Annotated in this window: 21 protein-coding genes and 1 rRNA gene; 4 read left to right on the top strand and 18 right to left on the bottom strand. The window is 38.1% G+C overall.

What is annotated here, in order from left to right:
• Positions 1-70, bottom strand: a 16S ribosomal RNA gene (locus tag ACY3XC_RS28090); the annotation flags it as partial.
• Positions 71-395: 325 nt separating this feature from the next.
• Positions 396-980 (bottom strand): undecaprenyl-diphosphatase, encoded by a 585-nt coding sequence (locus ACY3XC_RS28095; protein WP_464871464.1) that lies wholly within the window; start codon positions 978-980, stop codon positions 396-398.
• A 236-nt stretch (positions 981-1,216) separates the two neighbouring features.
• Between ACY3XC_RS28095 and ACY3XC_RS28100 the strand changes: the two genes are divergently transcribed.
• Positions 1,217-1,525 carry a hypothetical protein gene (locus tag ACY3XC_RS28100; RefSeq protein WP_464871465.1) on the top strand — a complete coding sequence of 103 codons (309 nt, stop codon included), beginning with the start codon at positions 1,217-1,219 and terminating at the stop codon, positions 1,523-1,525.
• A gap of 34 nt (positions 1,526-1,559) precedes the next feature.
• On the opposite strand, the gene ACY3XC_RS28105 is transcribed toward ACY3XC_RS28100, so the two are convergent.
• The 6 genes from ACY3XC_RS28105 to ACY3XC_RS28130 all read right to left on the bottom strand — a co-directional run bounded on the left by ACY3XC_RS28105 (position 1,560) and on the right by ACY3XC_RS28130 (position 8,271).
• Positions 1,560-3,689, bottom strand: coding sequence for a sensor domain-containing protein (locus ACY3XC_RS28105; protein WP_464871466.1), 2,130 nt, complete (start codon positions 3,687-3,689; stop codon positions 1,560-1,562).
• A 140-nt stretch (positions 3,690-3,829) separates the two neighbouring features.
• Complete coding sequence (locus ACY3XC_RS28110) at positions 3,830-4,270, bottom strand: hypothetical protein (protein WP_464871467.1); 441 nt, start codon at positions 4,268-4,270, stop codon at positions 3,830-3,832.
• A gap of 162 nt (positions 4,271-4,432) precedes the next feature.
• Positions 4,433-5,881, bottom strand: coding sequence for a cardiolipin synthase (gene cls, locus ACY3XC_RS28115; RefSeq protein ID WP_464871468.1), 1,449 nt, complete (start codon positions 5,879-5,881; stop codon positions 4,433-4,435).
• 53 nt (positions 5,882-5,934) lie between these two features.
• Positions 5,935-6,540, bottom strand: coding sequence for a DedA family protein (locus ACY3XC_RS28120; protein WP_464871469.1), 606 nt, complete (start codon positions 6,538-6,540; stop codon positions 5,935-5,937).
• 186 nt (positions 6,541-6,726) lie between these two features.
• Positions 6,727-7,371 (bottom strand): SDR family oxidoreductase, encoded by a 645-nt coding sequence (locus ACY3XC_RS28125; RefSeq protein ID WP_464871484.1) that lies wholly within the window; start codon positions 7,369-7,371, stop codon positions 6,727-6,729.
• A gap of 168 nt (positions 7,372-7,539) precedes the next feature.
• On the bottom strand, positions 7,540-8,271 hold the full coding sequence (locus tag ACY3XC_RS28130; RefSeq protein ID WP_464871470.1) for a DsbA family oxidoreductase: 732 nt from the start codon (positions 8,269-8,271) through the stop codon (positions 7,540-7,542).
• Between the two features lie 367 nt (positions 8,272-8,638).
• On the opposite strand from ACY3XC_RS28130, the gene ACY3XC_RS28135 reads away from it, so the two are divergent.
• Entirely contained in the window at positions 8,639-9,049 is a 411-nt protein-coding gene (locus ACY3XC_RS28135; RefSeq protein ID WP_464871471.1) for an acyl-CoA thioesterase, read from the top strand.
• Positions 9,050-9,091: 42 nt separating this feature from the next.
• On the opposite strand, the gene ACY3XC_RS28140 is transcribed toward ACY3XC_RS28135, so the two are convergent.
• Genes ACY3XC_RS28140 through ACY3XC_RS28150 form a run of 3 tightly spaced genes read right to left on the bottom strand, consistent with a single transcriptional unit; the run spans position 9,092 to position 15,235 of the window.
• A complete protein-coding gene (locus ACY3XC_RS28140; protein ID WP_464871485.1) occupies positions 9,092-9,694 on the bottom strand; it encodes a PD-(D/E)XK nuclease family protein in 603 nt (200 codons plus the stop codon).
• Positions 9,577-12,291 carry a UvrD-helicase domain-containing protein gene (locus ACY3XC_RS28145; RefSeq protein WP_464871472.1) on the bottom strand — a complete coding sequence of 905 codons (2,715 nt, stop codon included), beginning with the start codon at positions 12,289-12,291 and terminating at the stop codon, positions 9,577-9,579. The genes ACY3XC_RS28140 and ACY3XC_RS28145 overlap by 118 nt, the downstream gene beginning before the upstream one ends.
• Positions 12,284-15,235 carry a PD-(D/E)XK nuclease family protein gene (locus tag ACY3XC_RS28150; RefSeq protein WP_464871473.1) on the bottom strand — a complete coding sequence of 984 codons (2,952 nt, stop codon included), beginning with the start codon at positions 15,233-15,235 and terminating at the stop codon, positions 12,284-12,286. The genes ACY3XC_RS28145 and ACY3XC_RS28150 overlap by 8 nt, the downstream gene beginning before the upstream one ends.
• A gap of 162 nt (positions 15,236-15,397) precedes the next feature.
• On the opposite strand from ACY3XC_RS28150, the gene ACY3XC_RS28155 reads away from it, so the two are divergent.
• Positions 15,398-16,129 carry a hypothetical protein gene (locus tag ACY3XC_RS28155; RefSeq protein ID WP_464871474.1) on the top strand — a complete coding sequence of 244 codons (732 nt, stop codon included), beginning with the start codon at positions 15,398-15,400 and terminating at the stop codon, positions 16,127-16,129.
• 77 nt (positions 16,130-16,206) lie between these two features.
• Here the strand turns inward: ACY3XC_RS28155 and ACY3XC_RS28160 are convergent, their stop codons facing one another.
• Entirely contained in the window at positions 16,207-16,932 is a 726-nt protein-coding gene (locus ACY3XC_RS28160; protein ID WP_464871475.1) for a CBS domain-containing protein, read from the bottom strand.
• A gap of 154 nt (positions 16,933-17,086) precedes the next feature.
• On the opposite strand from ACY3XC_RS28160, the gene ACY3XC_RS28165 reads away from it, so the two are divergent.
• Complete coding sequence (locus tag ACY3XC_RS28165) at positions 17,087-17,569, top strand: HIT family protein (protein ID WP_464871476.1); 483 nt, start codon at positions 17,087-17,089, stop codon at positions 17,567-17,569.
• Between the two features lie 33 nt (positions 17,570-17,602).
• On the opposite strand, the gene ACY3XC_RS28170 is transcribed toward ACY3XC_RS28165, so the two are convergent.
• The 6 genes from ACY3XC_RS28170 to ACY3XC_RS28195 all read right to left on the bottom strand — a co-directional run.
• Positions 17,603-18,637, bottom strand: a complete 1,035-nt coding sequence (locus tag ACY3XC_RS28170; protein ID WP_464871477.1) for an ADP-ribosylglycohydrolase family protein — start codon at positions 18,635-18,637, stop codon at positions 17,603-17,605.
• A 75-nt stretch (positions 18,638-18,712) separates the two neighbouring features.
• On the bottom strand, positions 18,713-20,170 hold the full coding sequence (gene dacB / locus ACY3XC_RS28175; RefSeq protein ID WP_464871478.1) for a D-alanyl-D-alanine carboxypeptidase/D-alanyl-D-alanine endopeptidase: 1,458 nt from the start codon (positions 20,168-20,170) through the stop codon (positions 18,713-18,715).
• 134 nt (positions 20,171-20,304) lie between these two features.
• Positions 20,305-21,597: a glycosyl hydrolase family 18 protein gene (locus ACY3XC_RS28180; protein WP_464871480.1), complete on the bottom strand. Its 1,293-nt coding sequence runs from the start codon at positions 21,595-21,597 to the stop codon at positions 20,305-20,307.
• 74 nt (positions 21,598-21,671) lie between these two features.
• Positions 21,672-24,272 carry a polynucleotide kinase-phosphatase gene (locus tag ACY3XC_RS28185; RefSeq protein WP_464871481.1) on the bottom strand — a complete coding sequence of 867 codons (2,601 nt, stop codon included), beginning with the start codon at positions 24,270-24,272 and terminating at the stop codon, positions 21,672-21,674.
• Positions 24,272-25,615, bottom strand: a complete 1,344-nt coding sequence (locus ACY3XC_RS28190; RefSeq protein ID WP_464871482.1) for a 3' terminal RNA ribose 2'-O-methyltransferase Hen1 — start codon at positions 25,613-25,615, stop codon at positions 24,272-24,274. The genes ACY3XC_RS28185 and ACY3XC_RS28190 overlap by 1 nt, the downstream gene beginning before the upstream one ends.
• A gap of 377 nt (positions 25,616-25,992) precedes the next feature.
• The coding region (locus ACY3XC_RS28195; protein ID WP_464871483.1) for an IS3 family transposase at positions 25,993-26,566 on the bottom strand (574 nt) is incomplete at its 5' end.

Here is a 26,566-nt window from a genome sequence, read left to right on the forward strand (position 1 = left end):
TTCGCTCGACTTGCATGTATTAGGCACGCCGCCAGCGTTCGTCCTGAGCCAGGATCAAACTCTCCAAGAAAGTTGATTAGCTCAAAAATGTTACGTTGGCTTAACTTTTATAAAAAGCTAAAAAATTGTTTGTTGACGTTCTTGTTTGTTTAGTTTTCAAAGAACAATGCGTCACTTGTTTCAGCGACAAAATATATCTTACCACGTTCTCTCTGTTAGAGTCAACACATTTTTTTAAAATTCATCATGTTGTTAACCTCTCCGCGAAGGAACTTTCTTATAATAACACCCTGCACGACACACTGCAATATGTAAAACCTTCCAAATTACTTTATCCCCTAATTTAAAAACCTGCTTAATTCGTGGATTTAAGCAGGTTTCTTCTATATATATTATTATCCATGATAATTGTCTTTTCTTAACGACAGAAGCGAGGATTCTCCTTTTTCATACATCCCCAGCAATTTTTGAGTCATGCTTAATTTAGGAACAATACGAAACATCAGAAACGCTGAAATGATACTGATGATTGCCCCAACCATGATATCTGCTGGATAGTGAACTCCTACCCAAATACGAGATATACCAACTAGAAATGCAAGCAGTATCCAGATAAATCCTTTACCGCCTTTAAATAACCAGAATGACATACAAAATGAAAAAAACAAAATAGTATGGTCACTTGGAAATGAGTTATCAACCGCTTTTTCTATTAATTGATTTACGTTTGACAGTTCTGCAAACGGCTGTTTATTGAAATGAATTTTTCCAGCTACCTTCCCAACAATCTCAGCTATGACAAATGTGATTGAACCACAAATAATCATGATTCGATTCTGTTTTACACGGGTAAACCAGAAAGTGATTACCGCTAAGGCTAAGAATATAACCGTATATTCCGCGATAAAGACAAAAATAGGATTAAAGAATGTATGTTGTTTCCCTAAATCATTAATTAATCTAAATAAACTCTCATTCATAAAATAACTCCTCCCCTTAACTACTACTAAAGAGGAGTATATGACAATCATAGCCATTCCTTAATTTCTTTTCCTTACATTTACCTTACACTTTTGTAAGATTTTATTTTAAAACCAAGAGAATTCTATTCTTTTTTTAGAATGAGTACATAGACTAATACGTTACTTTAATAGATAAGCATATTTCCCTCACCACTAGCATACTGTTGAAGGAATGGAAAGGAGAATCACACCCTATGGCGAACGAGGAAGTAATTAAAAAGGTTGAAAGTATTGCTCATCCTAAGGTACGTAATATTGTGAGAGTTTGTGTGGAACAGGGCTGTCGGTTTAAACCACATCCAAGCAACCCTAATTTAGTAAATTTGTTTGATCCTGCCAAAAGGAAAAATATCATTGGGGACATAAACCTAACCAGTTCTAGAGGATATTTCACGCTTGAGGTGGAGAATGGACGTTTTAAGTCCTTTAGAAATGAGGTAATTGGATTAGATATAGATCAAGCTGAATTTGAAGATAGCGTACTTAAGCGATTAAAGAGGTAACTCCTCCCATCTAACTAGTAGAAAAACGCTCGGATCACAATTCCAAGCGTTTTTTCATATATTTCGTTTCAAAATCTGGGACAGGTATAGGTTTGCTGAAAAAGTACCCTTGTGCCTCCTTACAGCCTTGTTCTAGCAGAAAGGATATTTGTTCTTGTGTTTCTACTCCCTCCGCTTTGACTTGAAGTTTAAGTAGATGTGCCATTACAATTATCGTTCGGACGAGAGTATTACTGTTTATGTCATTAGGACAGTCTCGAATAAAAGATTGGTCAATTTTTAATTTATCGATTGGCAGCCTCTTCAGGTAATTCAGTGAACTATATCCCGTGCCAAAATCATCAATACTGATCTTCACCCCAATTTTCTTTAATTCTAAAAGTGTCGAAATGGAGTGTTCTACATTCATTGTAATGCTTTCAGTTATCTCTAGTTCTAGATATTTTGGTTCGAGTTCCGTCTCGATTAATGCGGATTGTACGATTTCAACCAAATTTGAATGAAAAAATTGTTTAGCTGAAATATTTACAGAAACAGTGATAGGTGGATATCCAGCCATTTGCCATTTTTTATTTTCTTGGCAGACTGTTCGTATTGCCCACTCCCCCATTGGAATAATCAGTCCAGTCTCTTCTGCTAAAGGAATAAAAGCTGCAGGTGGAATGATGCCTTTTTCAGGATGTATCCACCTCATAAGCGCTTCGGCTCCACAAAGCTGATTGGTTTTTATATTGAACTGTGGCTGGTAATATAATTCGAATTGATATAGTTCGAGTGCTTTTCGTAAGTTTACTTCTAAATCTAATTCATGTTGAGCTTTTTTATTTAACTCATCAGTAAAGAATTGAAAATTATTTTTGCCTAAGCTTTTTGCATGATACATAGCTAAATCTGCATTTTTTATTAGCGTGCCAAAGCTTTCACCGTCGGTAGGGAAAACAGTAATTCCTATACTTGGAGTAACCATAAATTCATGATGATTAAATATAAAAGGGACCGATAAGCTGGTTATTATTTGTTGTGCTACTTCTCCCGCTCTTTGTTCGTCAGAGTTAGGAAGAAGAATTGAAAATTCGTCCCCTCCATACCTAGAAATGACATCTTTTAGATTCACACAATCTTTTAGTCTTTCCGCAATTCCAACTAAAACTTTATCGCCAATTTCATGCCCCATTGTATCATTTATGCCTTTGAAACGATCCAAATCTAAAAACAGCAACGCAAATTTCTGATTATTATTTCTTGAATATTTTACAGTATCATGTAGTTTTTCACGTAACAAATATCTATTAGGCAAATCTGTTAATTGATCATGATAGGCCATATGCTTAATCATTTTTTCATTATTTTTTCGTTCGGTAATATCTATAACGGTCCCAATGATAGCGTCCCGGCCGTTATAAACGATTTTTGAACCATATAATTCTAGGGTAATAACGCTTTTATCCTTACGAATTGCTCGATATTCGTATGTAACTGAACCTGTTTCATTATTGAAGCGTTTTAGTATATTTTCATTAACAATTGTCAGGTCCTCATGATAAATAAATTCATTAATCCCCAAACCATCTAATTCATCAAAACTATAACCTGACATTTCACAAAGCCTCGGATTAACGTAAACGATTTTTCCATCTTGAAGTATATAGACCCCTACTAACGAATTTTCTATTAGGCTTCTATATTTGGCTTCAGCCTCTATAAGATCGATTCTAGCTTTTTTATGCTGTGTTATATCTTTAATGATTGTATATACACCAGTAATACTCTCATTCACATAAATAGGTATATTTGTTACACTAATTTCCCTTTGAGATCCCTCTTTATCGATTATAGAACATTCATAGGCTGTCGCCTTTCCGTCTAGAGCTTGACTAAAATGCCCCATTACCATTTCTAAGTCTTCAGTGAGAAGAAATTCTGCAAAGGGCTTTTGAAGTAATTCATCCTCACTAAACCCATAAAGTGATACAGCTTTATTAGCGCTGATAAACTTTCCCTCTGTATCAAAAATAATCACAGCATCAGGATTTTGTTCATATAAAGATTTATAATACTGCTCATTTAATTGATATTTGCTATAATTTTTAGAATATTTACGAATATAGGAAGAAATGATAACAATAGTACCAATGATTAATCCTATCTTAATTACAAGACCCACACCTATGGTTACCTCCTCCAAATATTGCTAAGCCTCTAAGTTGCATTTAGTAATACTATTTCCCAAAAAACTTCTTATAAAAGACAAGAGTTCATAAATTTTAAAAATAGCCTACCCCTTATGGGATAGGCTAACTTTTATTAATGAGCATGTGGATGATGACGATGAAACCTTCCATGCTCTATTGTCCAGTCGGTTAACAAAAATCCTAAAGCTAATTCAACAAGTCCTACACCTAGAAAAATCGGCTGCAGTACACTTTCCCATCCAATCAAAATTACTTGAGCTGTAATCCAGATGATCATCGCAATTCCAAGAATCAGGGTTGTGAATCCTGCATAACGATTATTCAAGAATGCCAATACTGCTCCGATTAAACTACCGAAACCGTTGATAACAAATAACGCAAATCCTGGGATTAAAAAGTCTTCAAATGGAGAGTTATTTAGGAGCTCCAGAGGTAATCCAATACGATCTCCACTCGGTTCAATCACTAATCCCACTCCAACAACAATAGCCCCAATCCCAACCAATGCCAATAAAGTACCTGTACTGTAGGATAATACCTTTGATTTGTTCATTTTCCTCCATCTTCTTCCAAATAAATTAGGAAAAAATCAGGTCGAACAAGAAGTAGTTTTCCTACTTTTATTATACACCTATTTTGCAGAAAACTGAATTATCACACTGTTCTTTTTTATCAAAAAGCAGCGTAAAACCCCTAGCTTTAGCTATAGGGATACTCATAAAATAGGAGATAGTAATCTAGAAACAGATTCTTTAAGACGAACCTCTAAAGAACGTTTCTGATAATCTTCAAACGTTAGTAACTTCGATACCTTTATATCCTCTTTAAAAGTTTTCGTTAGTTTTCTAGAAACACCTTCATCATATAAAAAGGCATTGACTTCAAAATTGAGTTTAAAGCTTCGATAGTCAATATTCGCCGTCCCAACAGATGAGATTTCTTCATCGACAACCAGCATTTTTGCATGGATAAAACCATTTTGATAAATATATACCTTAGCGCCAACTTTTAATAATTCACTTACATGCGAGAGTGTTGCCCAATACACAAATAAGTGATCAGGTTTATCTGGAATCATAATATTGACTTCCACTCCCGATAAGCAGGCAATACGAAGGGTATCTAACAAGCTTTCATCAGGTATAAAGTATGGAGTTTGGATATAAATTGACTTTTTTGCAGACATGATCATTTTTATATAGCCATTCTTAATTTGTTGAAACTCAGAATCAGGACCACTCGTTACAATTTGAATACCGATTTTCCCATGAGAGATATCTTCTGGGTATAGGTTCGGTACATAGTCAACATCTTGGTCATCGGAGGCTTGATTCCAATCCAGGATGAAACGGGTCTGGAGAGCATAAACAGCCGTCCCTTGTATCCTTAGATGGGTATCCCGCCAATAACCAAATTTTTTATTAAGTCCCAAATATTCATCACCAACATTGAAACCGCCAACATAGCCAATACTCCCATCAATAATAACTAGCTTTCGGTGGTTCCGATAGTTCATCCTTAGATTAATAAACCGAAATTTAGATGGGAAAAAGACCTCCACTTGACCTCCAGCTTTTCGATATTCTCTAAATGATCTTTTCGGCAAGCTTCGTGAACCTAATTCATCATAAAGGATTCGTACCTTTACACCCTGCTTTGCTTTTGAAGTCAAAGCCTCAATAAGTTTTTTTCCTAAATTATCATTCTTAATAATGTAATATTGGATATGAATATAATTCCTAGCTGCTTTTATATCTTTAAATAACTGTTCAAATTTTTCTTTACCGTCTGTAAAAATCTCAACACTATTATCCTCTGTTAAGATGGCTTGATTGTTAATCATATGCATATAAATCAAATCATGATTATTCTTGGTAACATCATTCCGGTAATAGAATTGATTCAATCGAAGTTTAGTCAATTGCGTTTCTAATACTTTTTCAAATCCTGTCTTTTTGAGATCATCCCATTGGAAAAGCCGTTTTCGACTTAAATTTTGCCCTAATAATAGATACATCACGAATCCCAAGATTGGAATGAAAAATAGTACTAATAACCAGGCCCAAGTAGAACCAACGTCCCTTCTTTCTTGAAAAATAACAACGAGGGCCAACATGATATTCAGAATAAGAAGTAAGCCTAATAAGATAGACGTAATATTCATAGTAAAAACCCTCTCAACTAACATAATTATTGCCAATTAACTCTTCGTTTCTACTAGTATCTTCTTCTTTTTCTCTGCCATCCGATGACGAAGATAAGGAGAATAAATAAGAGTACATATAAATAATTAGAATAATGGTCTATTCTCTCCGCTATTGCTTCCCAATTTTCTCCTACTCGTGCTCCAAGATTGATCAACATTGTATTCCAAATGATGGTGCCCAAGGTTGTAAAACTGATGAACAGCCAAAAGTTCATTTTCGCCATACCTGCAGGGATCGAAATGAGACTGCGTATGAGTGGAATGAAACGACAGAAAAAGACTGTCCAGATACCATATTTATCAAACCACGAGTCTGCTCGATAGAGGTCCTCTTTTGTTAAACGGAGGAACCGCCCGTATCGTTCAATAATACCCTCCAATTTGTTTACATTTAAAATGGTCCCAAGCAGGTAAAGGATAACAGCACCAAACACTGAGCCTAACGTGGAAGTTGCAATAACTCCAAGAACAGTCAGTTTAGTTTGAGCGGTCATATAGCCCCCAAATGTTAGAATCACTTCTGATGGGATAGGAGGGAATATATTTTCAAGTGCAATGAGGAGAAACACGCCCCAATACCCAAATTGTTCAATAAATTCTTTAATCCATAAATCCATAATACCCTCCAAAGAATGATAAATAGCTTTTATAGAATTACGTTGGGATGTCGGAAAAGTTTCAAAATGGGACATCACTTCTAACTACTATATTTTTCGCGGGTAAATTTAAAACCATTCTCCAACGAAAAAAAGCATTTGAGATTCAAATGCTTTTCTACACAGATATCCATTTTTACCTGTTTGTTAGATAAGTTTTAGTGCTTCACTAACGAGTACACCACCTGAAACGAGGTCAAAAGACTGGTAATATGTATTTTCTTCTGTTAGGGAATGGATAATAGTTGTTGCCACATCTTCACGGGGTATCCTCCCGCTCCGTATATCTCCCGCTGCTGTAATCATTCCAGTCCCAGGCTCACTCAATAGCCCGCCTGGACGAATAATCGTATAGGTTAGTTCACTTTGTTCAAGCATTTTGTCTGCATAGTATTTTGCCGCATAATAAGGAAGCATTTTCTCATGCCAGTTTTCTCTTCTGTGTGCCTGAATGGCGCTAACCATGATGAAGCGTTTAATCCCGGCCTTTTCTGCCGCTTCAATCGTTTTCACCGCACCATCTAAATCAATAAGGAGAGTTTTATCATATCCCGTATGCCGACCTGATCCAGCAGTGAACACAATCGCATTACAGCCTCTTGCTGCCTGAGCAATATCTTCTACGCTTTGTTCTAAACAGGCCACCGCTACTTCTAAATCCATCTTTTTAAATGCCTCAGCTTGTTCTTCTCTTCTAACCATTGCTTTAACTGTATGTTCCTTACTGTCTCTGAGTTGGTTGACAAGAAGTTTACCAACCTGACCATTCGCTCCAACCACCAATACATTCATCATTGTTTGCTCCTTACCTTGTTTACGACTATTATTTCATTGGCAGACCAACTTATTCAAAAAGCACTATAAGGGAGGGTAAACTCCCAAGATACTCAGAATTAACAAACCCTTTCACATTGCTAAAAACAAAAACTGCACCTAATAGATGCAGTCTTTCCTAAAGAGCTATTCTTTTCTTTCTGGAATTACACAGTTGCCATCCACACAGCTAGCATCTTCTGGGCTAACCGTTGAAAGGTCCTGTAGTAACGGAGCTGGATTTTCTTCTTCCCATACTTTTTGGAGTGCTCCTGCAAAGGTTGAGGTGGGCTGGGCACCCGAGATGGCATATTTTTGATTAACGATAAAAAACGGTACCCCTGTAATTTGATACTGCTGAGCAATCGATTGATCAATTCTAACATCATTTGCATACGCTTTTTCATCTTGAAGGACCTTCAATGACTCTTCGCGATTAAGCCCTGACGCTGCAGCAATATCTGCTAAAGTTTCTAGGTCACCTACATTCTTGGATTCCGTAAAATAAGCATATAGAAGTTTCTCGGTAATAACCGCTTCTTTACCTTGTGTTTTCGCAAACTTTGCCAAACGGTGAGCGTTAAATGTATTCGTTGGCTTCATGTTCTCAAAATTAAACTGCAGTCCTACAGTAGCTGCTTGCTGACCAACATTTTGATTGGCTTGCTTTGCTTGTTCAATACTCATCCCGTATTTTGATGCTAATGCTTCATGAATACTTTTGCCACTGTATGGCGGAGAGTTAGGATCCAGCTCAAAGCTTTTGAATTCTACTTCAACACTGTCCCTATGTGGAAATTGAGCAAGTGCCTCTTCTAAACGACGCTTTCCTATATAACAAAATGGACAGACAAAATCAGACCATACTTCTATTTTCATGATTGCACCTCTTTTTTTTCTTCGATTCCTTCTTATAGTATCATAGCCTCTTAAAAAACTTAAAAATCATGCTTACAAACTAAGATCTATAAAAACCTTGTATTATCTACACACTTATTAAAATTCAAGTTTCAGCAGAACAAATATGAGTCTGGAACAATAGGAAGGTATTTTAACTTTAAAATAGAATATTAATTCAACCTGTTATTTTTTTCAAAAAATTAAAATAATTATTTACTAAGAGGTGTTTCTTGATGAAAGAATGGACAAAAGAAATTGAAATTACCAACAGTTGTTAATATGTAGAAAGGCTAAAGGAATTTGCAGAAGAAGAAAATGCTTTGGTGAAATAAGAAAGGAGCCTAGAATGGTAGATTATCGTTTCTCACATCGATTAAAAGTGCGTTATTCGGAAATTGATGGTCAAAAGATTGTTTTTAATTCTCATTACTTAACGTATATTGATGTTGCCGTCACAGAATATTTCCAGCAGCTTCTTCAACACGATGAAAAGTTTGATTTTGTGCTTGCAAAATCGACCATCGATTATAAACGATCTGCATTCTTAAATGATTGGCTCACCATTTGGTGCCGGATGGAAAGTGTTGGCAATAAAAGCATGACAATGAATTTTATGATTACAAGAGAAGATGAAATCGAACCCGTTCTCCTAGCTGAGATTATTTACGTGAGTGTCGACCATCAAACCATGGAACCCTGCCCCGTTCCTGATTTTGTCAGGGAACGAATCGAACAATTTGAACTTGAATATAAGTAACAATAAAAATTCCCCATTTTTTATAATGAGGAATTTTTCTTATTAATAGTGGACTACCATATTGGGCTCTAGAAAGTAAAGACTTTCTCTCTTCACTTTTTCCTTCGTTATTTCTTCCCATGCCTGCTTATAAAAGGATAGTTGGGCACTATAAAAAGTTTGCAGTTTTTCGTAGTCCTCTTTCCTTTTTGCGCGGTCAGTTTTGTAATCCACAATGTTCCATTCACCGTTCTTTTTGTAGATAAGATCAATGATTCCTTTTACAAAAAAAGGATGTTTATCTTCAGGATTCATTGTAATTTGTGCATAAAGGGAATCATTCTTTTCAACTTTTAAGGTAAAAGGAACTTCCGTTAAGACTTCATCAGCTGTTTGAATTTCATCCCATATCTCCGAAGTACGTAAGTTGGTAAGATACGTAATCACCTCATCTTCTTTTGAAGGTGGGATATTATTGGTACTTAAGGCAGCCTTGATGTACTTGGTAACATCATGACCTTGAACGGCTTTTTCAAGGACATCATGAATCAGGGTCCCCCACTCTTTTCCGCCGCCTGCTTCCCGTTCAATTTCGAATACATCTGAAAAATCCTTATCCTTTGTTGGTGTCCAGTGCTCAAAGGATTTTTCTTTGCTTTGCTCCAGCCAAGCAAGCTTACTAACCGTTTTTGCTTGATACCAGCAAAAGTGATTTCATTGGCAACTGTCTTTTCGACCTTCTCTACGTCAGAAACCTCCAATTCCTCAATGTTTTCCATCTCAAAAAGGACATTCCAAGGATTTTTCTTATTACTTCCGTTTGAACTAATGACGAGTGCTTTTTCTGCCCGGGTGGCTGCGACATAAATAATCCGCAATTCTTCTTGTGTGAGGTACTCTAATTCCTCGTTTTTATAGGTCTCCCAGTTTAGAGGAACCGCAATTTCCCTATCCTGAAAACCATTTCTCACGGTAAACTTAAAGTATCCTTGTGAGGAATAGTCCTCTCTTTTGATATGCTGTGATAGAAAGGAGACCGGATTCACCTGTTTGGCAGGGTGAGCCAAGAAAACAACGAGCGCCTCAAGTCCCTTTGCTTTATGAACATTCATTACCCGAACTGCGTCAGCCTCTTCCTCTATATTCGCGACTGTTGTTTTTTCAAAAAGCAATTTTGTTAGAGAATCCAGTATTTGTTTATAGTTGGTATTCCCTGAAGCCTCCTGTTTACGTAAGTTTTCCATCATTTGCAGCATACTCTTATAGGTAAGTTTGTTACGGCCATTTTTTAAAAGCAAGGGATAAAAGCCTACTATCTCCAAAATACTTTCTATGGCAGAAGTTGGTGATAACTGCCAGATTCTTTGTTGACATAACTTTAATATGGTTAATAGGTTATTAAACTTTTCCTTGATCACTGAATTCAAAGCCTCTGGAATATCACTATAAATAGAAAATCTCCCTTTTGCTTGCTTCCATTCATAAAGCTCTTGATCACTGATACCAAAGAAAATCCCGCGAAGTACTGCAACAAAACTCACTTCATCCGTAGGATCTAAAAAGGATTTTAATAAAATCCATAAATCCTGAAACTCTCTTGTTTCTCCCAGGACTACCTCACCCGAAATACTGACGGGAATCCCCATTGCCTCTATTATCTTTGCATAGACTGAAACGCCATCATTGTATCTTGTCAGTACCATAAAGTCCTTAGCCCGGTACCCACTATTAAGCAAAGATTGAATAGTAAGGGAAATATTCTCTGCATCCTTTAGGATTACTTCTTCTTTTTTACTGAAGTCTGCAGGAACACTTAAACGTTTGATTCCAGTAAATTCAACGCCCTCATTGATGTGATGTGCTATCAATGGTCGATAGGCTGCTTGATGCAGTGTTTCGACAGCTGGTAAATGCTTTTCAAATACAGTATTTAACTCCTCCGTTACAGTATCAACAGATCTGAAGTTTGTGACTAAATGCAGGACCTCACCGCCATGCTCTTCCATTAACTGTTTCACACGATTGTATGTATCAATATCGGCTCGACGGAATCGATAAATCGCTTGTTTAGGATCCCCCACGACAAAAAGTGAGCCTGCTTTCGGTCTGCACTTTGTCCAAATTTGTTCAATTGGATTCTCACATGTTAGGAAAAACATAATCTCGGCTTGAAGTGGGTCCGTGTCTTGAAATTCATCCACAAGTAAGAAACGGTATTTTTTTTGAAAATAGCTTCTTACCTCAGGATTTTTCTTTAACAACTGTGAGGTGTGTAACATTAAATCCTGGAAATTTAATAATGAGCGTTCTTTTTTTAAGACTTCATAGACAGTTAATGCTTCTTGAATGGAATCTACGATAAATGGATGGCAATATTCCTTCCAAGCTTGGAGCAAAGGCTTGATTGACACTTCAAGAAAAGCAGTGACTTTTTCACTGTAAAACTTCGCATCCTCTTTAGAATGCCAGCGATTTAATGTCGGTTTTAAGCTTTTATTAAATAATTCGAAAATACTGATGATGTTCTTATCCTTCGTTACATCCATCAATCTTTCTTTTTGAATAGCCATTATGATCGATTTTTGTAAGGAATCGTAACCTTTTGAGGGTTCTTCATCTGGTATTGCTTTCAACGCTTCTTTTATCAGCTTCATAAAGGATTGAAAATCTGATGTGAGTGTGGGTTTGTTAACAGTTTCTGTAATCCACTGAACATCAGAGAATTCTTTTAGATTTTCTACCCATGGGAAAATCTGATCAATACTAATACCCAATTCATTGATTTGGTCAAATTGATTTGGTTTTTCATCCAATAAATTTTGCAAATAAAGCTGCCACGATTCCTCTAAAAGCTCTAAATCCTCGGACTCTTCTAGTTCCTTGAAGGTTAAATCCAAATTGGCTTCAATTGGCCGTTCACGAAGGAGCTTGGCACAAAAGGAATGTACGGTACCTAGAAAGCATCGTTCCATATTTTGAAGAGCTTCCGACAACCGAAATTTGATATCAAGGTCACTTTCTTCTTTCCAGGCTGCTTCTAATTTTGATTGGAAGCGTACCTTTAGCTCGTCTGCTGCCTTTCTTGTAAAGGTAATCGCTACAATTTCTTGGATTTCCGCTGCTCCAGTGGTAATCAGATTTACCATCCGGTCGACGAGGCTCGTTGTTTTACCAGAGCCCGCACCCGCTTCAACTAAGAAATTGGTTTGCAGATCGTTTTTAATTTTATCTCTTGCCGTTTGATCAATAATTTTTTTAGTCATATGCACGAACCCCCGTTAGCTTTTGATTGGACTGCTTTTTTTCAAGGGAGTCTTTATCATAGAAGTGGCGGCGGCAAACCAGCTTGAATTCGCAAAATTTACAATCATTTTCATCCTCTGTCATTTCAAAATGACCATGTTTAATCACGTCAATGAGCTTTTGCAAAATATCTAAACCATTCGTCCTAAGAGTAACGTCCTGCTTCCTAGGAAATCGCTGTGCCATTCCCTTCATGGTCGGGAAGTAATAAGAACTTTCCTCCACAGCACCCTCACCTAAATTTAAGTGCTGTTCAATCGCTAAGGCATAAATCACATGCTGAAGCTGACGACCGCCTTTAAAAGCTTTATTTTTCTCATATCCATACGTACTTCCCGTTTTATAATCGATGATATGGTACCTGCCATCAAGGGATTGGTCGACACGGTCAATGATTCCAGCTATCTTTACATCTCCTGATGGCAATTTAATAATGGCTGGTTCGCTGTCTCCAATACCAAATGAATATTCAAAATGGAGTGGATTGTATTGCTCGCCATGTATCTCTTCTTCCTTTAGAAAGATATCACAGCATGCCAGGATATCGTTCATTTCCCGCTGATAAACCCGTTCATTGGGCGGAGGAAGAACTTCTTTTTCTTGTTCAATGTGGTCCACAGCTATTTCCATGATTTTATCGTAATGAATGGCGTAGGCCGGCTTAACATTTTGTTGTGTTATTTCCTTATAGAAGGTTTCAAAAATGCTGTGAAGCAGACTGCCCCGAGTTGCAGGGTCTAACCATTTATTCGCATCATACGAAACCTCTTCGATTGGCCTTACCCTTAATACCTCCTTGAGAAAGTAAGAATAAGGACATCTTGCAAGTGTCTCCAATTTCCCTGCGCTCATTGTTTTTTCCTGATTAATCCGCGGGTCATACTGGCTTGAGTCCATTTGTACTAACCCATCATATTCGGAATAGCTTTCTGTAAAACGAGCACTCTCTGCTGAAAGACCTTGTTTGACATTTAGATAATGATTAAGAATCCCTTCGTTGAGCTGTGAAGGATTGTCGTGGATTAATTTCTTAGTCCAATAGTCTTTATCCTCAAAAATCTCACTAGAAACGAGGTCTGATGTTTGTGATCTTAAGTCTTTGAATTCAGCATCTTTATTACCTGTCATCATCCGGTAGCATTGTAGAATGACATGAGCAGGGTTTATCACACGATTATCATTGATGGAAAAATCACAATAACTTACTGTCACCTTTCCCGTTGAATGAGCTAAAGCTTGCAGTAGCGTATAGGTGTTTTCCTGACCCATTTCACGCAGTAATGGCATTTTATTCCCAAGTGCAATACGCTCTGTATCAAGCAGCAATGGATCTTCTCCTGAATTCCCGGGAAACTTCCGATTATCAAGCCCCAAGAAAAATACATTCGGTGCACTGTGATAGATAGCTTTTTTATAGGAAGTAATATGCAGGTATCCGGGTTTTGGACGCGATTGATTCACCCTTATCGAAAGCAGCAGGTCGTTCAGCTTTTCAAATACATCGTGCCTAACTAACTCCTCATCGGCATAAGGAACAATTTTTTCGATTTCTTCCAAAAGCGTTGTTTTTGAAATTTCATCAAGCTTTGTGCTGCTTTTACTATGAATTTTTAAAATATAGGCAATGCTGGATAAGCACTTTTTATAATTAAAGGTTTGATTACTATCAGGGAGCTTTTTAAAAATCTTTGAAAACCATTGATGTAACCACACTATTTCATTAATTCGACTTTCAAACTCTTCCCCTTTTTCAGTTAATCGCTTCCGTTCACTATCAAGCTGTGTTAGATACCGATCCTTCGACCAACCGATTTGTAGATCCCGGAGAACTCTTACGATTTTGGATTTTGAAGGTGAATCGTCACCGAGGTTGATTAAACCTTCATTCAGCAAATCAATAAAGGATTGAACACTATAATTAGATTGGATCCAAGTGACTATTCCCGAAATTAACCGTCCAGGCCGACTAAATACTACAGGCAGCCCTTCACCAAAGGTTATTGGAATATCAAGTTTTTGTGCTAAATTGAAAAACGGTGCTATGTAAGCATCAGCATTTGTATAAAAAACAAAACACTCATCCAGCGGTGCTCTAGAGGATTTTATCTTTTCTAATACATGTTTTACTTCCATTTCCTCTGTTTTTGAAGTGAAAATATCTATATTTACTGTTCCTTCTCCTGCTTCATCAAGCTGGTAGAGGCAGCTTAACGGCGTTGGCTCTCCCCAGGATAACGAGGATAAACTTGACCTTTCTGGGATGTTTACCCCTAAAACAGGAGCAAGAGGCAGTTTGAAAGATCCTTCCGGCAGGATTTGACGAAGAAGCAATTCTTCGAGATGTGTTAGGTGCAAATTGGACTGTAGTATAAAGACTGCCTTCTCATTCTTTTGGGCAAAATATATTGCTTTAGTAAGGATGGAGGCTTTATCAGTAAAATGATTGGTATCAAGCATTTTTTCATATTCTATTAAAATTGCTGCTAAATCCTCTGCTTTATCAGAAGCAAGGAAAGCGTCTTTCCTAAGTGTTCCCGCATTGTAACCTGCAAGTCTAAGATTCTGAAGCGTTGAATAAATGGCATGACTAAAGGAAGGTGTAATTTCCATTTCTGAAAAGTAACACAGTTTTCTCTGGTTCTTTAATTCCTTCAGAATGTTATAGGTAAAATGAACGCCAACTGTTCCATCTAGTACATTTATTGGCTCGTCACCATCTAATTCCACAAGATTCATGGCTAGATTAAGTACCGTCTTATACTTTAGATTAATCGCCCGTTGTCCTGCCTTAATAAAAGCCTCATTGATTTGTTCTCCGATTTCGAAAGAATCAACAATGACGACTTTTTCTTTTATGAGATATTGAGTACAGATTTGGTTTAGTTCATTGACTAACGAATGCATGTTACCCCACCTTTGTAGACTCACATTATTGGTCACATTATATCATTTTACCTTTACAGGATGACAGGAAAATCCATGTTTTTACAAAAATGCATGGATTAAACATATTTACAAACATGTTGGAGATAATAACTCCGATTACCTTGAAAGGATGGGATGTTAATGTCGTTAGAATGGTTTGACAGAGTTTGCGGCGAGCTTCAAGATCACCTGGAATCTATTTGTGAAGAGTATGATCAGGTTGGTCAAATGTCCATTGAGAGAGCTGCCAAACACCCGAGGATCGAATTTTTTGTAGAAACAGAAGATGTGAATACAGAAGAAATCGATAGAGACTATTTTTGCACATTGTTCTTTGATCCTCAGAACGAAGAATTTTACATCGATACCTTTGATGTTGACAGTGGGCATACTGCTAAAGTCATCCTTTCGGACATAGAAGATATAATCGATGAGGTCCACGCAAGCCTGCATGATTATATGAACGATGATGATCATTTCACAGACGACGGTGTCTATCTTACTTCAGATGAAGTGTACGTAAACGATGAAGACTGTTTTGAAATGGCCGATGACGATGGTGTGGTGTATTATGAGGCTGAGGAAGTAAATGAGGATGATATTTTTGAAGAGATTGATGTAGAATGGAACACTCCTGAGGTTACAGCCTTCAAGCATGAAGATGAGGTCGAAGTGACTTATCAATTTGGAGTTGTCCCGGAAACCGGTGACGGTGTGCTAAAACGCATTAATCGAATTTGGACGACTGATGAAGAATTAATCAAAGACGAGTCCCATTTCATTTTCAGTAAAGAAGAAGCAAGCACCATTATTGCGATGATTGCCAGCCATATGGATCAGCTAAGCGAATTCAACTTTGATGATATGCCATAAGAAAAGCGCAAACTCTTGGCCCTGAAGCTTAAATAATAAAGAAGGAGCATACTGATATCGGTATGCTCCTTCCTTCATTACTCCACTGTATAGTCGATTTCAATCAAATCCCATGGAGTAACAATTCCTAGTGGTGCCTCATCATTTTTCCCGTTTTCGGTAATGATAACAGCTTCTAATTTCTTCTTAAGCTTATGGGACTTTTCAAAAATGGTTTCAACATCAAATATATTCGTGCTTTTCGCCACAAAATCAATCGGATGGTCTTTTTCGTATTTCATAATATCAAAAATATGGGTATCCTCTAAATTCACAGAACTGCTCACCATGTTCTGCGCCATCCATTTTACAATCGACCCTGCCGTCAGAAGACCAACAAATTCCTTGTTCTTATATATCGGAAATTTCGAATAATTAAACTTACGAATTGCCTCAGTCACATCTAGGATACTATCATTATAATCAAAGTAGAGTACATTCTTAGTCGCAATCGATAAAGCATAATTAGGGCGGTTAAAAACATTGGCAATTTTCTCAATATGCTCCACCACTCTAGCATTTGGTTCAGCGATATAATAGCCTACTTCCATTTTTTCATGAACAATAGCGTTCCGCAGCTTCGCGTACTGCTCCAAGTCTTTCTTAAACGTTTCGATGATTTGATATTTTTTAGCCCCAACCTTCACTAACACTACAAATCTCTCATCATTAATTTTGACAATATCCTTCATCGCATCATGTACCTGATTAAATGCAACCTCAAAACGTTCTGATAGGATTTGTCCTTTTTTCACTGGTTTCATGCTCTACCCCTGCCAATATGTTTACTTATTTATCTTTAATTATATATTCATTGTGAAAATTACACTATCCCCAATTTTATAAAGATGGTTTATTCTATTCTTTTTAGTAAGTGTGTTGTAAGATAATTCAAGATACTTGTGGAGGGGAATTTAGATGAGAACAATAACATTATCAAATGGTACGACAGTTGAGGTTGAATGTTTAAGTTGTGCTTTGACAAGTGGCATGATTAAGCCGGATGGTGGTGTAATTATTGAAACAGAACATTTCCATGCTCACCAGGATGTCGCCTATCCCATTGAAGGATTAGTCATTCTCGCTTCAAAAAGACATATTAAATGCTTAGATGAACTTACCGAGGAAGAAAGATTTGATTACATAAATAGTATGGCTTCGATCAGAAAAGCTCAGCGCGATGTGCTAGGAATTGACTATGTTTATTATTTCTACAACGAAGATACTACCCATCATTTTCATACCTGGATGGTTCCACGTTACGAATGGATGAATGAATTTGGCCGTTCTGTTGAATCCGTTCGACCTGTACTGCTACATGCACGTAATCAAATGAATACGGTGGATAATAATCAAAAGGTTATGAAAGCCATCGAAGCATTAAGAACCGCATTAAATTAAAGAAACAGACTTTCGAAAAAGTCTGTTTCTTTTTTACCAACCAGGATACTTTTGGTGCCACTCTTCGCTATCTTCATACTTCTTAACTAAATCATCTGCAAGTACAGTCAATTCCTCAGATAACTCAACTTCTCGTACCCAATTTTCTGGAATTCTATTGATTCCTAGATAAGCTCCTAAAATATTCCCAGTAATCGCTCCTGTACTATCGCTGTCGCCATTATGGTTAACGGCTGTAATTACAGCTTTTTCAAAATCATCTTGATATTTTAAAGCGCAGTAGATCGAAATGGCTAGAGCTTCTTCACCGACCCAGCCTTCTCCAAGATTTCCTATCGCTCGTATATCTGGTGTGTCTGATTTTGCTAACGTGATTGCTTTTTCAATAATCGTGCTGCATTCCTGATTTGATGGGTATTTTTCACACTCTGCCAAAGCCTTTTCCACAGCAGTTTCTAAATCTACCCCTTCAATAATGGCTGCGATTATAAAGCTAAGTGCACCTGCAGAAAGGTATCCGCTTGGGTGTCCATGTGTAATGGCTGCACTTTCACATCCAAGCCTGAATGCTTCCTCTTTCTTAAAAACCAAACCAATAGGTGCTGTCCGCATCACACCTCCGCAGCCTTTACTATTATTTAGGGGTTCCTCCATGGTTCCCATTTTTCCAGACATCAACGCGTCTAAACACGTATTCCCTGGCGCTCTCCTCATATGTAAAGCTTGTATTGAATGAATCCAGCCGTCCTTTTCTACGTCGTTGCCCACCCCTTGGGTATCAAGCCAGCGTAAATAGCTTCGATGGACCACCGAAGGAATATGTGCGATTCCTTTGTTTCTACCTCTATTTTCCGCTCGTAATAACCCTTCGGCAGTAAAAATTGTCATCTGCGTATCATCAGTAATCTCAACAAGATTATTTCTACTTTTTACTAGATTCGTTATCCCCTGTGGTCCGTATTTCTTTTTTATTTCTTCTAGTCGTAAAAACTCTACTGGCCATCCTAACGCATCGCCAATTGCCCCGCCAATCAGACAGCCCGTAAACTGTTCATTAATAGTTTGCATACGTATTCCCCTTCCTTACGTATTTTCCTATATTTTAACAGAAAAAGTAAGTTGTATCTAAGAGACAACAACTCATCATTGATTGGCTATTATCGTAATTAATTTGTCTTCTATTTTCTTCCCTTTTGAGTCTTCCAATAGATTATTTAACAAGATAGAAAATATTATGGTTTGTCCGCTTTTCGTGTTAACGTAACCGGATATGGTGCTGATGGTTGAGATGGTTCCAGTCTTCGCAATGACCTTCCCTCTAACCTCCGGACCTTTCATCCGGTTACGTAACGTACCGCCTTCCATTTTTTCACTTGCACCTGATATCGGTAGTGAATGCAGAAAGGCTGGAAACCAACTTTGCTGCTGGACTGAAAATAGTAATTGCGATAACACAGTAGCCGGAACTAAATTGACATGAGATATCCCTGACCCATCCCTCAGCACCAACGTTTTGGGGTTTATCCCGAATTTGGTTAACTCTGCTTCCATGACCTTTAAACCCTTTTCCCAGCTGCCTTCCCCTTTTTCAACTTTCCCCATTTCTTTAACTAAGGTTTCCGCATGACCATTGTTGCTTAGCTTCATAAAAGGTACGAGTAGTTCAGAAAGTTTTATGGAACTATGGGTATGTACTATTTCAGCATTTGTTGGGGTGGTACCAGTTTTTATTTTTCCTGAAACTTGAATCCCTTGTTCAGTAAGTGATTGTTTAAAAAGGTCTACCGCATATCGCGTAGGATCCCAGACACCAATCCACTCCTTTTCAGGCTTGGATTCAACAGGTAAAGTGCCAGTTATCGTAACAGTGTTTTTAGCATGTTCCCGCTCAATGTTTACTTTCTTGTTTCCATCTTCAGGCACCGTTTCAGTTTGATTGACAACCTTTATAAAGTCAGTATCAGGAGTGACCTTAATCTCAGCCTTATCACCTTTGCTATTGCCAGGTTTCACCTCTATCATTACAGAGCCAGAATCATAATCCTTTGTTGGTGAAGCAGTTAAAGCGGAAATCTGTGCTCCATAATAGGCTTGTTCATCGCTCCATGGTAAATCTTCAGAATACCGGACATCATCGTACCAGCTATCGTCGCCAATTAGGTTACCGGTGATTTTTTTTATGCCGTGTTTCTTAATTTCTGCCGCCAATTTATCGAAGTCTGTTTTGAGGAGTGTTGGGTCGCCCTTCCCCTTTAAATAAAGGTTACCTTTGAGCGTTTTGTTTTTTACTGCACCGTCTGAGAGCAACTCAGTTTTGAAGGTATAATCTTCACCTAAAACAGATAACGCTGCTGCAGCTGTTAGCAGCTTCATATTAGAAGCCGGGCGAAGGCGGACATCTGCTAAATGATCATAAATTACTTCACCAGTTTCCGCAGAACGTATGCTGATTCCTGCAATAGCCCCTTGTAAATGAGGATCTTCATTTAGCAGCTGATTCAACTGCTGAGTTAGATTATTATCCGCGAGTACTGGATGTGATTGTGGGATTAATGCTGCTATTAATATAATTAGAACGATCAAATTCAATCTTTTCAGCAAAATTCATTTCCAACTTTCTCTTTTTTCATAAAGTCTTTCCTAAAATACAAACTTTCTACCATTTTCCAATTAATTTTTTTCCTAATTTTCCTCAAAAATAAATATATCCGCGCTGCCCCAAAAAACCAATGACCTTATTTCATAACGACAATATTTTCACTCAAATAAGCCCAATTCTGTGGTGCCGCCAAGCTTATTTGCCAAAAGGTAGTCCCTAATAGATTGTAAACATCCATCAATCGATATTTTTCTATGAAACTTCTTATATCCTCAAACCACACCACCTGTTCTACCCCGGCACGATAATGCCGATACCAAGGGGACATGGAGTGCTGATCGAATTGTATTGGAGATCCTGTAGAAATGGCTTGATTTTGTGCTGATACAACTGACATGGCATGGGTAGTATTCGTTCCGACCACCTTATCATAGCCATAAAGCGGGAGGGCAATTTGTAGTTTACGAGGATTGATTTGGGTGATGGAGTATTGAACAACCTGCTCCATCCACCATATCGGTGCGATAGGATCCGGCGGACCGCCTGGATATCCATAATCAATCGTCATCACCGCAACCATATCCGCTATGCTCCCAATGGCGGCATAATCATATGCCCCAATAATGCGATTCGTTGGAATATCAGCTGTTTTCGCATGCACATTTACATGCAGGATTAATTCTCCTAATGCATTCTTTAATTCTCTTAAAAATAGATTGAAATCATTTCGCTGAGGGGGTGGAATAAATTCAAAGTCAATCGATACCCCGCCAAATCCCCTTTGCCTGGTCAAATTCACAATACTAAGAACCAAATTCCTCCGGTACACAGGATTAGCTAGTACATGACCTGCTAACTCCGCACTAAAATCAACTCCCGTAAAATTACGGATCATCAACAATGGTGTAATATTCAATTTTTTACTCCGTGCTACAATCACTGAATCCTCAATTTCGTTATAGGCATAACCCTCTGCTGTAAATGAATACGCCACAACCGCTAAATAGGTTAATTGTCCGGCGAGTGAATCTAATATTGAAAGAACCGCACTCCCACCTGATGGCACGAGAAATCCTAATGTCGATATTCTTAATTTTATCGGTGAGGGAATGTTGATAATTTGACCAATAAAAAGCTTGTTCGGATCAACCCCAGGATTTGCGCCTAAAATCGATGTAATATCAGTATTAAATCTCTGGGCTAATTCCCAAATTTGGTCTCCAGGTTTTATTTTATAGGAGCGGATTGGAGGTTGGTTGTCGGGAAGATACAAGGCGAGACCTGGAACGAGAGAACTAGTGGATGGCAATCCATTTAGCTCAACAAGGGTTTGCATGGATACTCCATACCTATTGGAAATTGCCCATAAATTTTCTCCCGTACTCACCACATGAACACCCATATTCTCACACCCCTTTACCATCATCATATGGTGATTTTCCTTGTAATATTGCTCTTTCAATGAAAAAAACGAACTGGAAAAAACCAGTCCGTTTGTCCTGCCTATAATCGTGGGTCGATAGGCTCTGCTTCTAAAGCCAGTATTCCTAAAACACATTCATGAACACGTTCCAAGGACTCTCTCTTTACAAATCGATTAACACCCTCGACCCCAAGGGAAAATTCCTTTAAAGCATTACGCTGTTTCTTTCCTGCATTTCGTTTCTTTAACCGTGATAAATTTTCAGGAAGCAGATAATCTATTCCATAAATGATATGCAAATACTTGCGGCCTCTCACTTTTATCGCTGGCTGCAGTAGTTTTCCTTTATGGCGGGTAATATACGATTCGGGTTTAACAACAAATCCTTCATGTCCATCCTCGGTCATTTCCTCCCACCATTCAATGGCCGCTTTCAATGTTGCTTCATCGTTTACAACCCGGTAATCTGTTTCCAAAAACAATTGAGAAATCCCGCTGAATTCTTTATTTTTCTCCATATGCCATGTGTGTGGCTTGTCAAAAAATGTTTCCGTGCTGTGAGCCAGCGTGTGAAAAGGTGCGATTTGAATTCCTTCCAAACCTTCTGTTTCCCAGCAGTATTTCTGATAAACTTCATTAAAGATTTTAGCATTTTCAATCCCGACATCCACTTCCTGAACCCAGTTCAGCACATCTTTGCCACTGTCAATAGCCTGTTGAAGTGAACCTTTCAACTTTGTGCGGTCAAGCAACGCCATTTCCCCAACATGTGCATATTGGTTTAAAACCAGAGCCTTCGCCTTTAAATTCCACGGCAGAATTTCAGCATCGAGGAGCAGAAAATCGGTGTTGTACCTTTCAAAATAACCATTTTTCACTAAATCCTCATTCAAGGTTCTGACTACTTGTTCTTGCAATTCTTTTTGAAAAAATGCCCTGCCCGTCCTTGTATAAATGGCGCCTAATGATTCCCTGCCTATATATTCCTTGGCAATTTCTTTATTTTTAAATAAAAACAAAATGCCTCGGCTGCCCATATGTTTCTTCTCCACAACCATGGTTTCAACACCATTGGCTTGATAGTATTCAAATGCCTCCATTGGATGCTCAAGGTACCCTTCCAGCCTGGAAGGTTTTGGTGTCGGACTCATCGTTGGTGGAAGATAGACGATATCCTCAAGTGGCAGAGTGGAATGAGATACATCATCCAGAGCTGGTTTCACTCCATCGTCATAAATCATGATTTCGCCGTAATGTTCCGTCAACACGGAATAACCTTCTAAGAATTTCATGATATTCGGAGGTGCCAGCCTTTTGAGTTCCCATTCCTTCAATGGATTGTCTGGCACATTCGCATAATCCTGTTTCGCCTTGACCGATACAAATTGTCGTTCCGGATAACGATAGGCGGTTAAACTTCCTCCAAACACAACACCTTGGTCAATATTAAGAGTGTTGTTTACCAGTAATGGCTGCGGCTTTGGATCATGCCCCCAAAGAATAAGTTCACTTGATTTATGAGAAATGGACCAATCTTTTCGAATCGGCTTCCCGTGTTCATCCAGCCCCTCACTATCACCATAACGGCAAAAATCAGAAATACGCGCTGACTGTTTTCCGATATAGTAATCCTTAATGCCTGCATGGGCGGCTACAACTGCATTAACCCCATTTTTCCGAACAATATAATGAGATTTTGCTTCTAAAAGCAACTCTTTTAGAAGCCCCTTTAACTTTTCTGCAGCTTCACTGCCATTTTTACGTTCATATTCCTCAAATTCAGCGGCAACATTTTCATCACCATGAGCCATCTTTACATTTTTCCCATCAAGCCAGCGGGCAATTTTCCAGCCATGGTTGCTGTCAATCATATAGGCAAGTCCAGCTGCAACATGCTGTTGAAAAAATTGTAGTGTTTCAATCGATTTTGGTCCCCGGCTCAGCACATCACCAAGTGAAAGGATTTTCCTTCCCTCTGGATGGGTGTAATATCCTTCGTCGTTTTTTTGGTATCCAAGCTTCGATATCATTTCAATAAATTCATCAAAGCAGCCATGAATATCCCCGATAAAATCAATTCCGGTTTCTATATCGATATATAGTGGGTTTTCAAGACGATTTATGTTGAGTATTTGAAGTTCTTCTTCACCTAGCAAATAGACACGACGATATGGTTTCTTTTTAATGAAGCGAAGCACATTTTTAAAATGTTGATACTGCTGCTTCATTCGACTTCTCCCCCGAGGGAAAGCCCGTTCGCTATCTCGTCTTAGTAATTCCGTTTCTGATATATTCAAGACCATGGCTATAACAGGGAGGTGAAATTTCTTCCCCATTTGCAGGTATTTGTCATGCTCTTCCTCACGTAAATGGGTAGCATCGATAAATGTTAATTTATTGAGTTGGCAGCGTTTTGCAATCACATAATCCATGGCGTCAAACGCAGCACCAGATATTTGCTGATATTCGTTAAACAGTGCGTCACTTTCGTCTTTCGGACGTCCGTTCCAGCTAATAAATTCAATATCACTGACTAGTACTCGAAATTGATCGGAACTGACCACTTCAGAAGCAAGAATTTGTTCTTCTTGTATAAATTGATTTAATAAGGTTGTTTTTCCTGTATTAGAGGGTCCGACAAGCAGGACGATTCCCCCGTGTGGTAAATGGATCGTTGTCATTACCCCTCCTCCCTTCTGAAAATAGCCATTTGCGTTGGATGACCATATGTTTTATGCTCTTCGCCAATCCCTTGAATGCTGACTTTATAAGGAGTATTTTCGTTCCATTTTTCAATATTTTGAGCAAATTCCGTCCTTGTCCATTCAAAACGGTGATCGCCATGACGCATTTCTTCATTCATATCATAGAGTACATTGAATTCCTGGTTTGGTGTCGTCACAATCAGTGTCTTTGGACGATAGTCATTCAAGATGGTATCAAATATTTTTGGGAGCCTGTTCTCATCAATATGCTCAATGACTTCACATAAAACGATAACATCTTTATTTTGCAGTCGGCTGTCAAAATAATATAAAGATCCTGGTAATGACTGTGGTTCAATATACCCTTCTTTGGTATTCACCTGCTCAAAGCGCTCGATAGCCCGGATTCGGGATTTGTTCGAAGGCTCGATCGATAGAATCTCTTTAACACCTTCTACAAAACCCAGTTGTACCGAAAGTCTTCCTTCACCGGCACCAAGGTCCACTATCGATTCCTTGTGTGACAGAGAACCAATAAAGTTTAAGATTGCCTCGTAACGAAGATCATTTAAGCGAACCCTCGGGCTTTCGTCCTGGCTGCGATTTTGTTGTTTCTTTTCATAGAATTGTGATTGAGAAATTAATGCATTAAAACGGAGTGCCCTTTTGACAATCATTTGCTTTTGAGGGTGATCTTCTAGCCAGCCTTCTCCGTACCGATCCAGCTTTTCAACCTCTCTTTCATCTAAAAAATAATGCTTGTAATTATCGATGACAGGTATAAGTATGGAAACATGTTTTAAAGCATTCTGAACAGTTTGACTGCCGGATATCGTAACAAATCGAGCTGAACTTTTTTTTCGAATGGTACTATCTCCACGCTCAATTTCCACATTGTAGCCAATGGGTTCAAATAACTGAGCAATCTCCTCATCACGCAAATCGGTGGCAACCGGTCCAAATGCAAGCTTTATTTCAAATGAATGGTCCACCCATTGCAAATAGTTCTCATCTGGTTTCCCATTTAAAGCAGTACCTAACGCCTTACGGATGGTGGTGATAAATAGGCTGCTGACGGCGAATTCGCGGTCATTTATGTAATGGGTAATGTCAAATAAATCGGATGAATTTCGCACTAAATCTATCGGGTCAGGTTTTACATAGATAACAAATTGCACTTCTTCTTTTGTGAAAATAGGATAAACAAGGCGAACCTTGAAGCCTTTCTCATCCCGTTCATACGGATTATTAGGGTTTTTCGCGATTAAGTACGAGACCACATCTGCACCAGGTCCCCTTACGGTTAAAGATAGCTGCATACAATGCACTTCACTTTCTTCTGAAGTATTTTTCCATTACCATTATCATTACATAAAAATGGATATTTTAGAAATATGTTGATAAAAATTCCGTTATTCGGGTTTTCCCCTGTGATGCTTGGAGGGTTGATTATTCATAGGCGGAGAATTTCCGGCTATGGTATAAAAAGGAACCTTAAGAAGCAGATATAAGCGGAACTATTCCGGTTAACTGCTTTAAATAGTACAAAATCCAATGGATTTGGTCTTCTGTCAAGAAAGTGGACAATAAAATTTGAGACTACCGAAACCCAAAAACCTACCGCACTTCGTTTGGTGCGGTATTAGAAATGGGCAGTCGAAATACATGACTGACCATTTCTAATACCAAATGTCCTTTATGAGATTATTTCGGATTTATTTACCGAATGGTTTCTCTCAAATTGGTTCGGTGATGAATTTCCTAATGTTGAATGTTTTCGTCTTTCATTATAGATGCTGCTAATATAATAACTTACCGCCTTAATCGCCTCTGCCCTTGTTTTAAATCGCCTTCTATAAATCAAATCCTTTTTAAGGGTGGCATGAAACGATTCAATACAAGCATTATCATAAGGATCACCTTTTTTACTCATACTGATGTTCATTTCTTTCTCTTTCAAGATATCAATATATTCATGAGAACAATACTGAGACCCACGGTCTGAATGGTGAAGTAATTCCTTGCCAGGCTGTCTTTGAATAATCGCCATATTCAATGCTTGTATAGCTAATTCTTTCCTCATATGGCTTGCTAAACTATAGCCGACAATCTTTCTTGAAAATAGATCCATTACCGATGCCAAATAAACCCATCCTTCAAGCGTCCAAATATAGGTAATATCTGTAACCCAAGCTTGATTAGGTTCTTCTACACTAAATTGACGATTGAGTATATTAGGATAAATGTTTAAATCATGATTTGAATCAGTT

It is taken from the genome of Bacillus sp. CZDM1, from assembly GCF_055502545.1.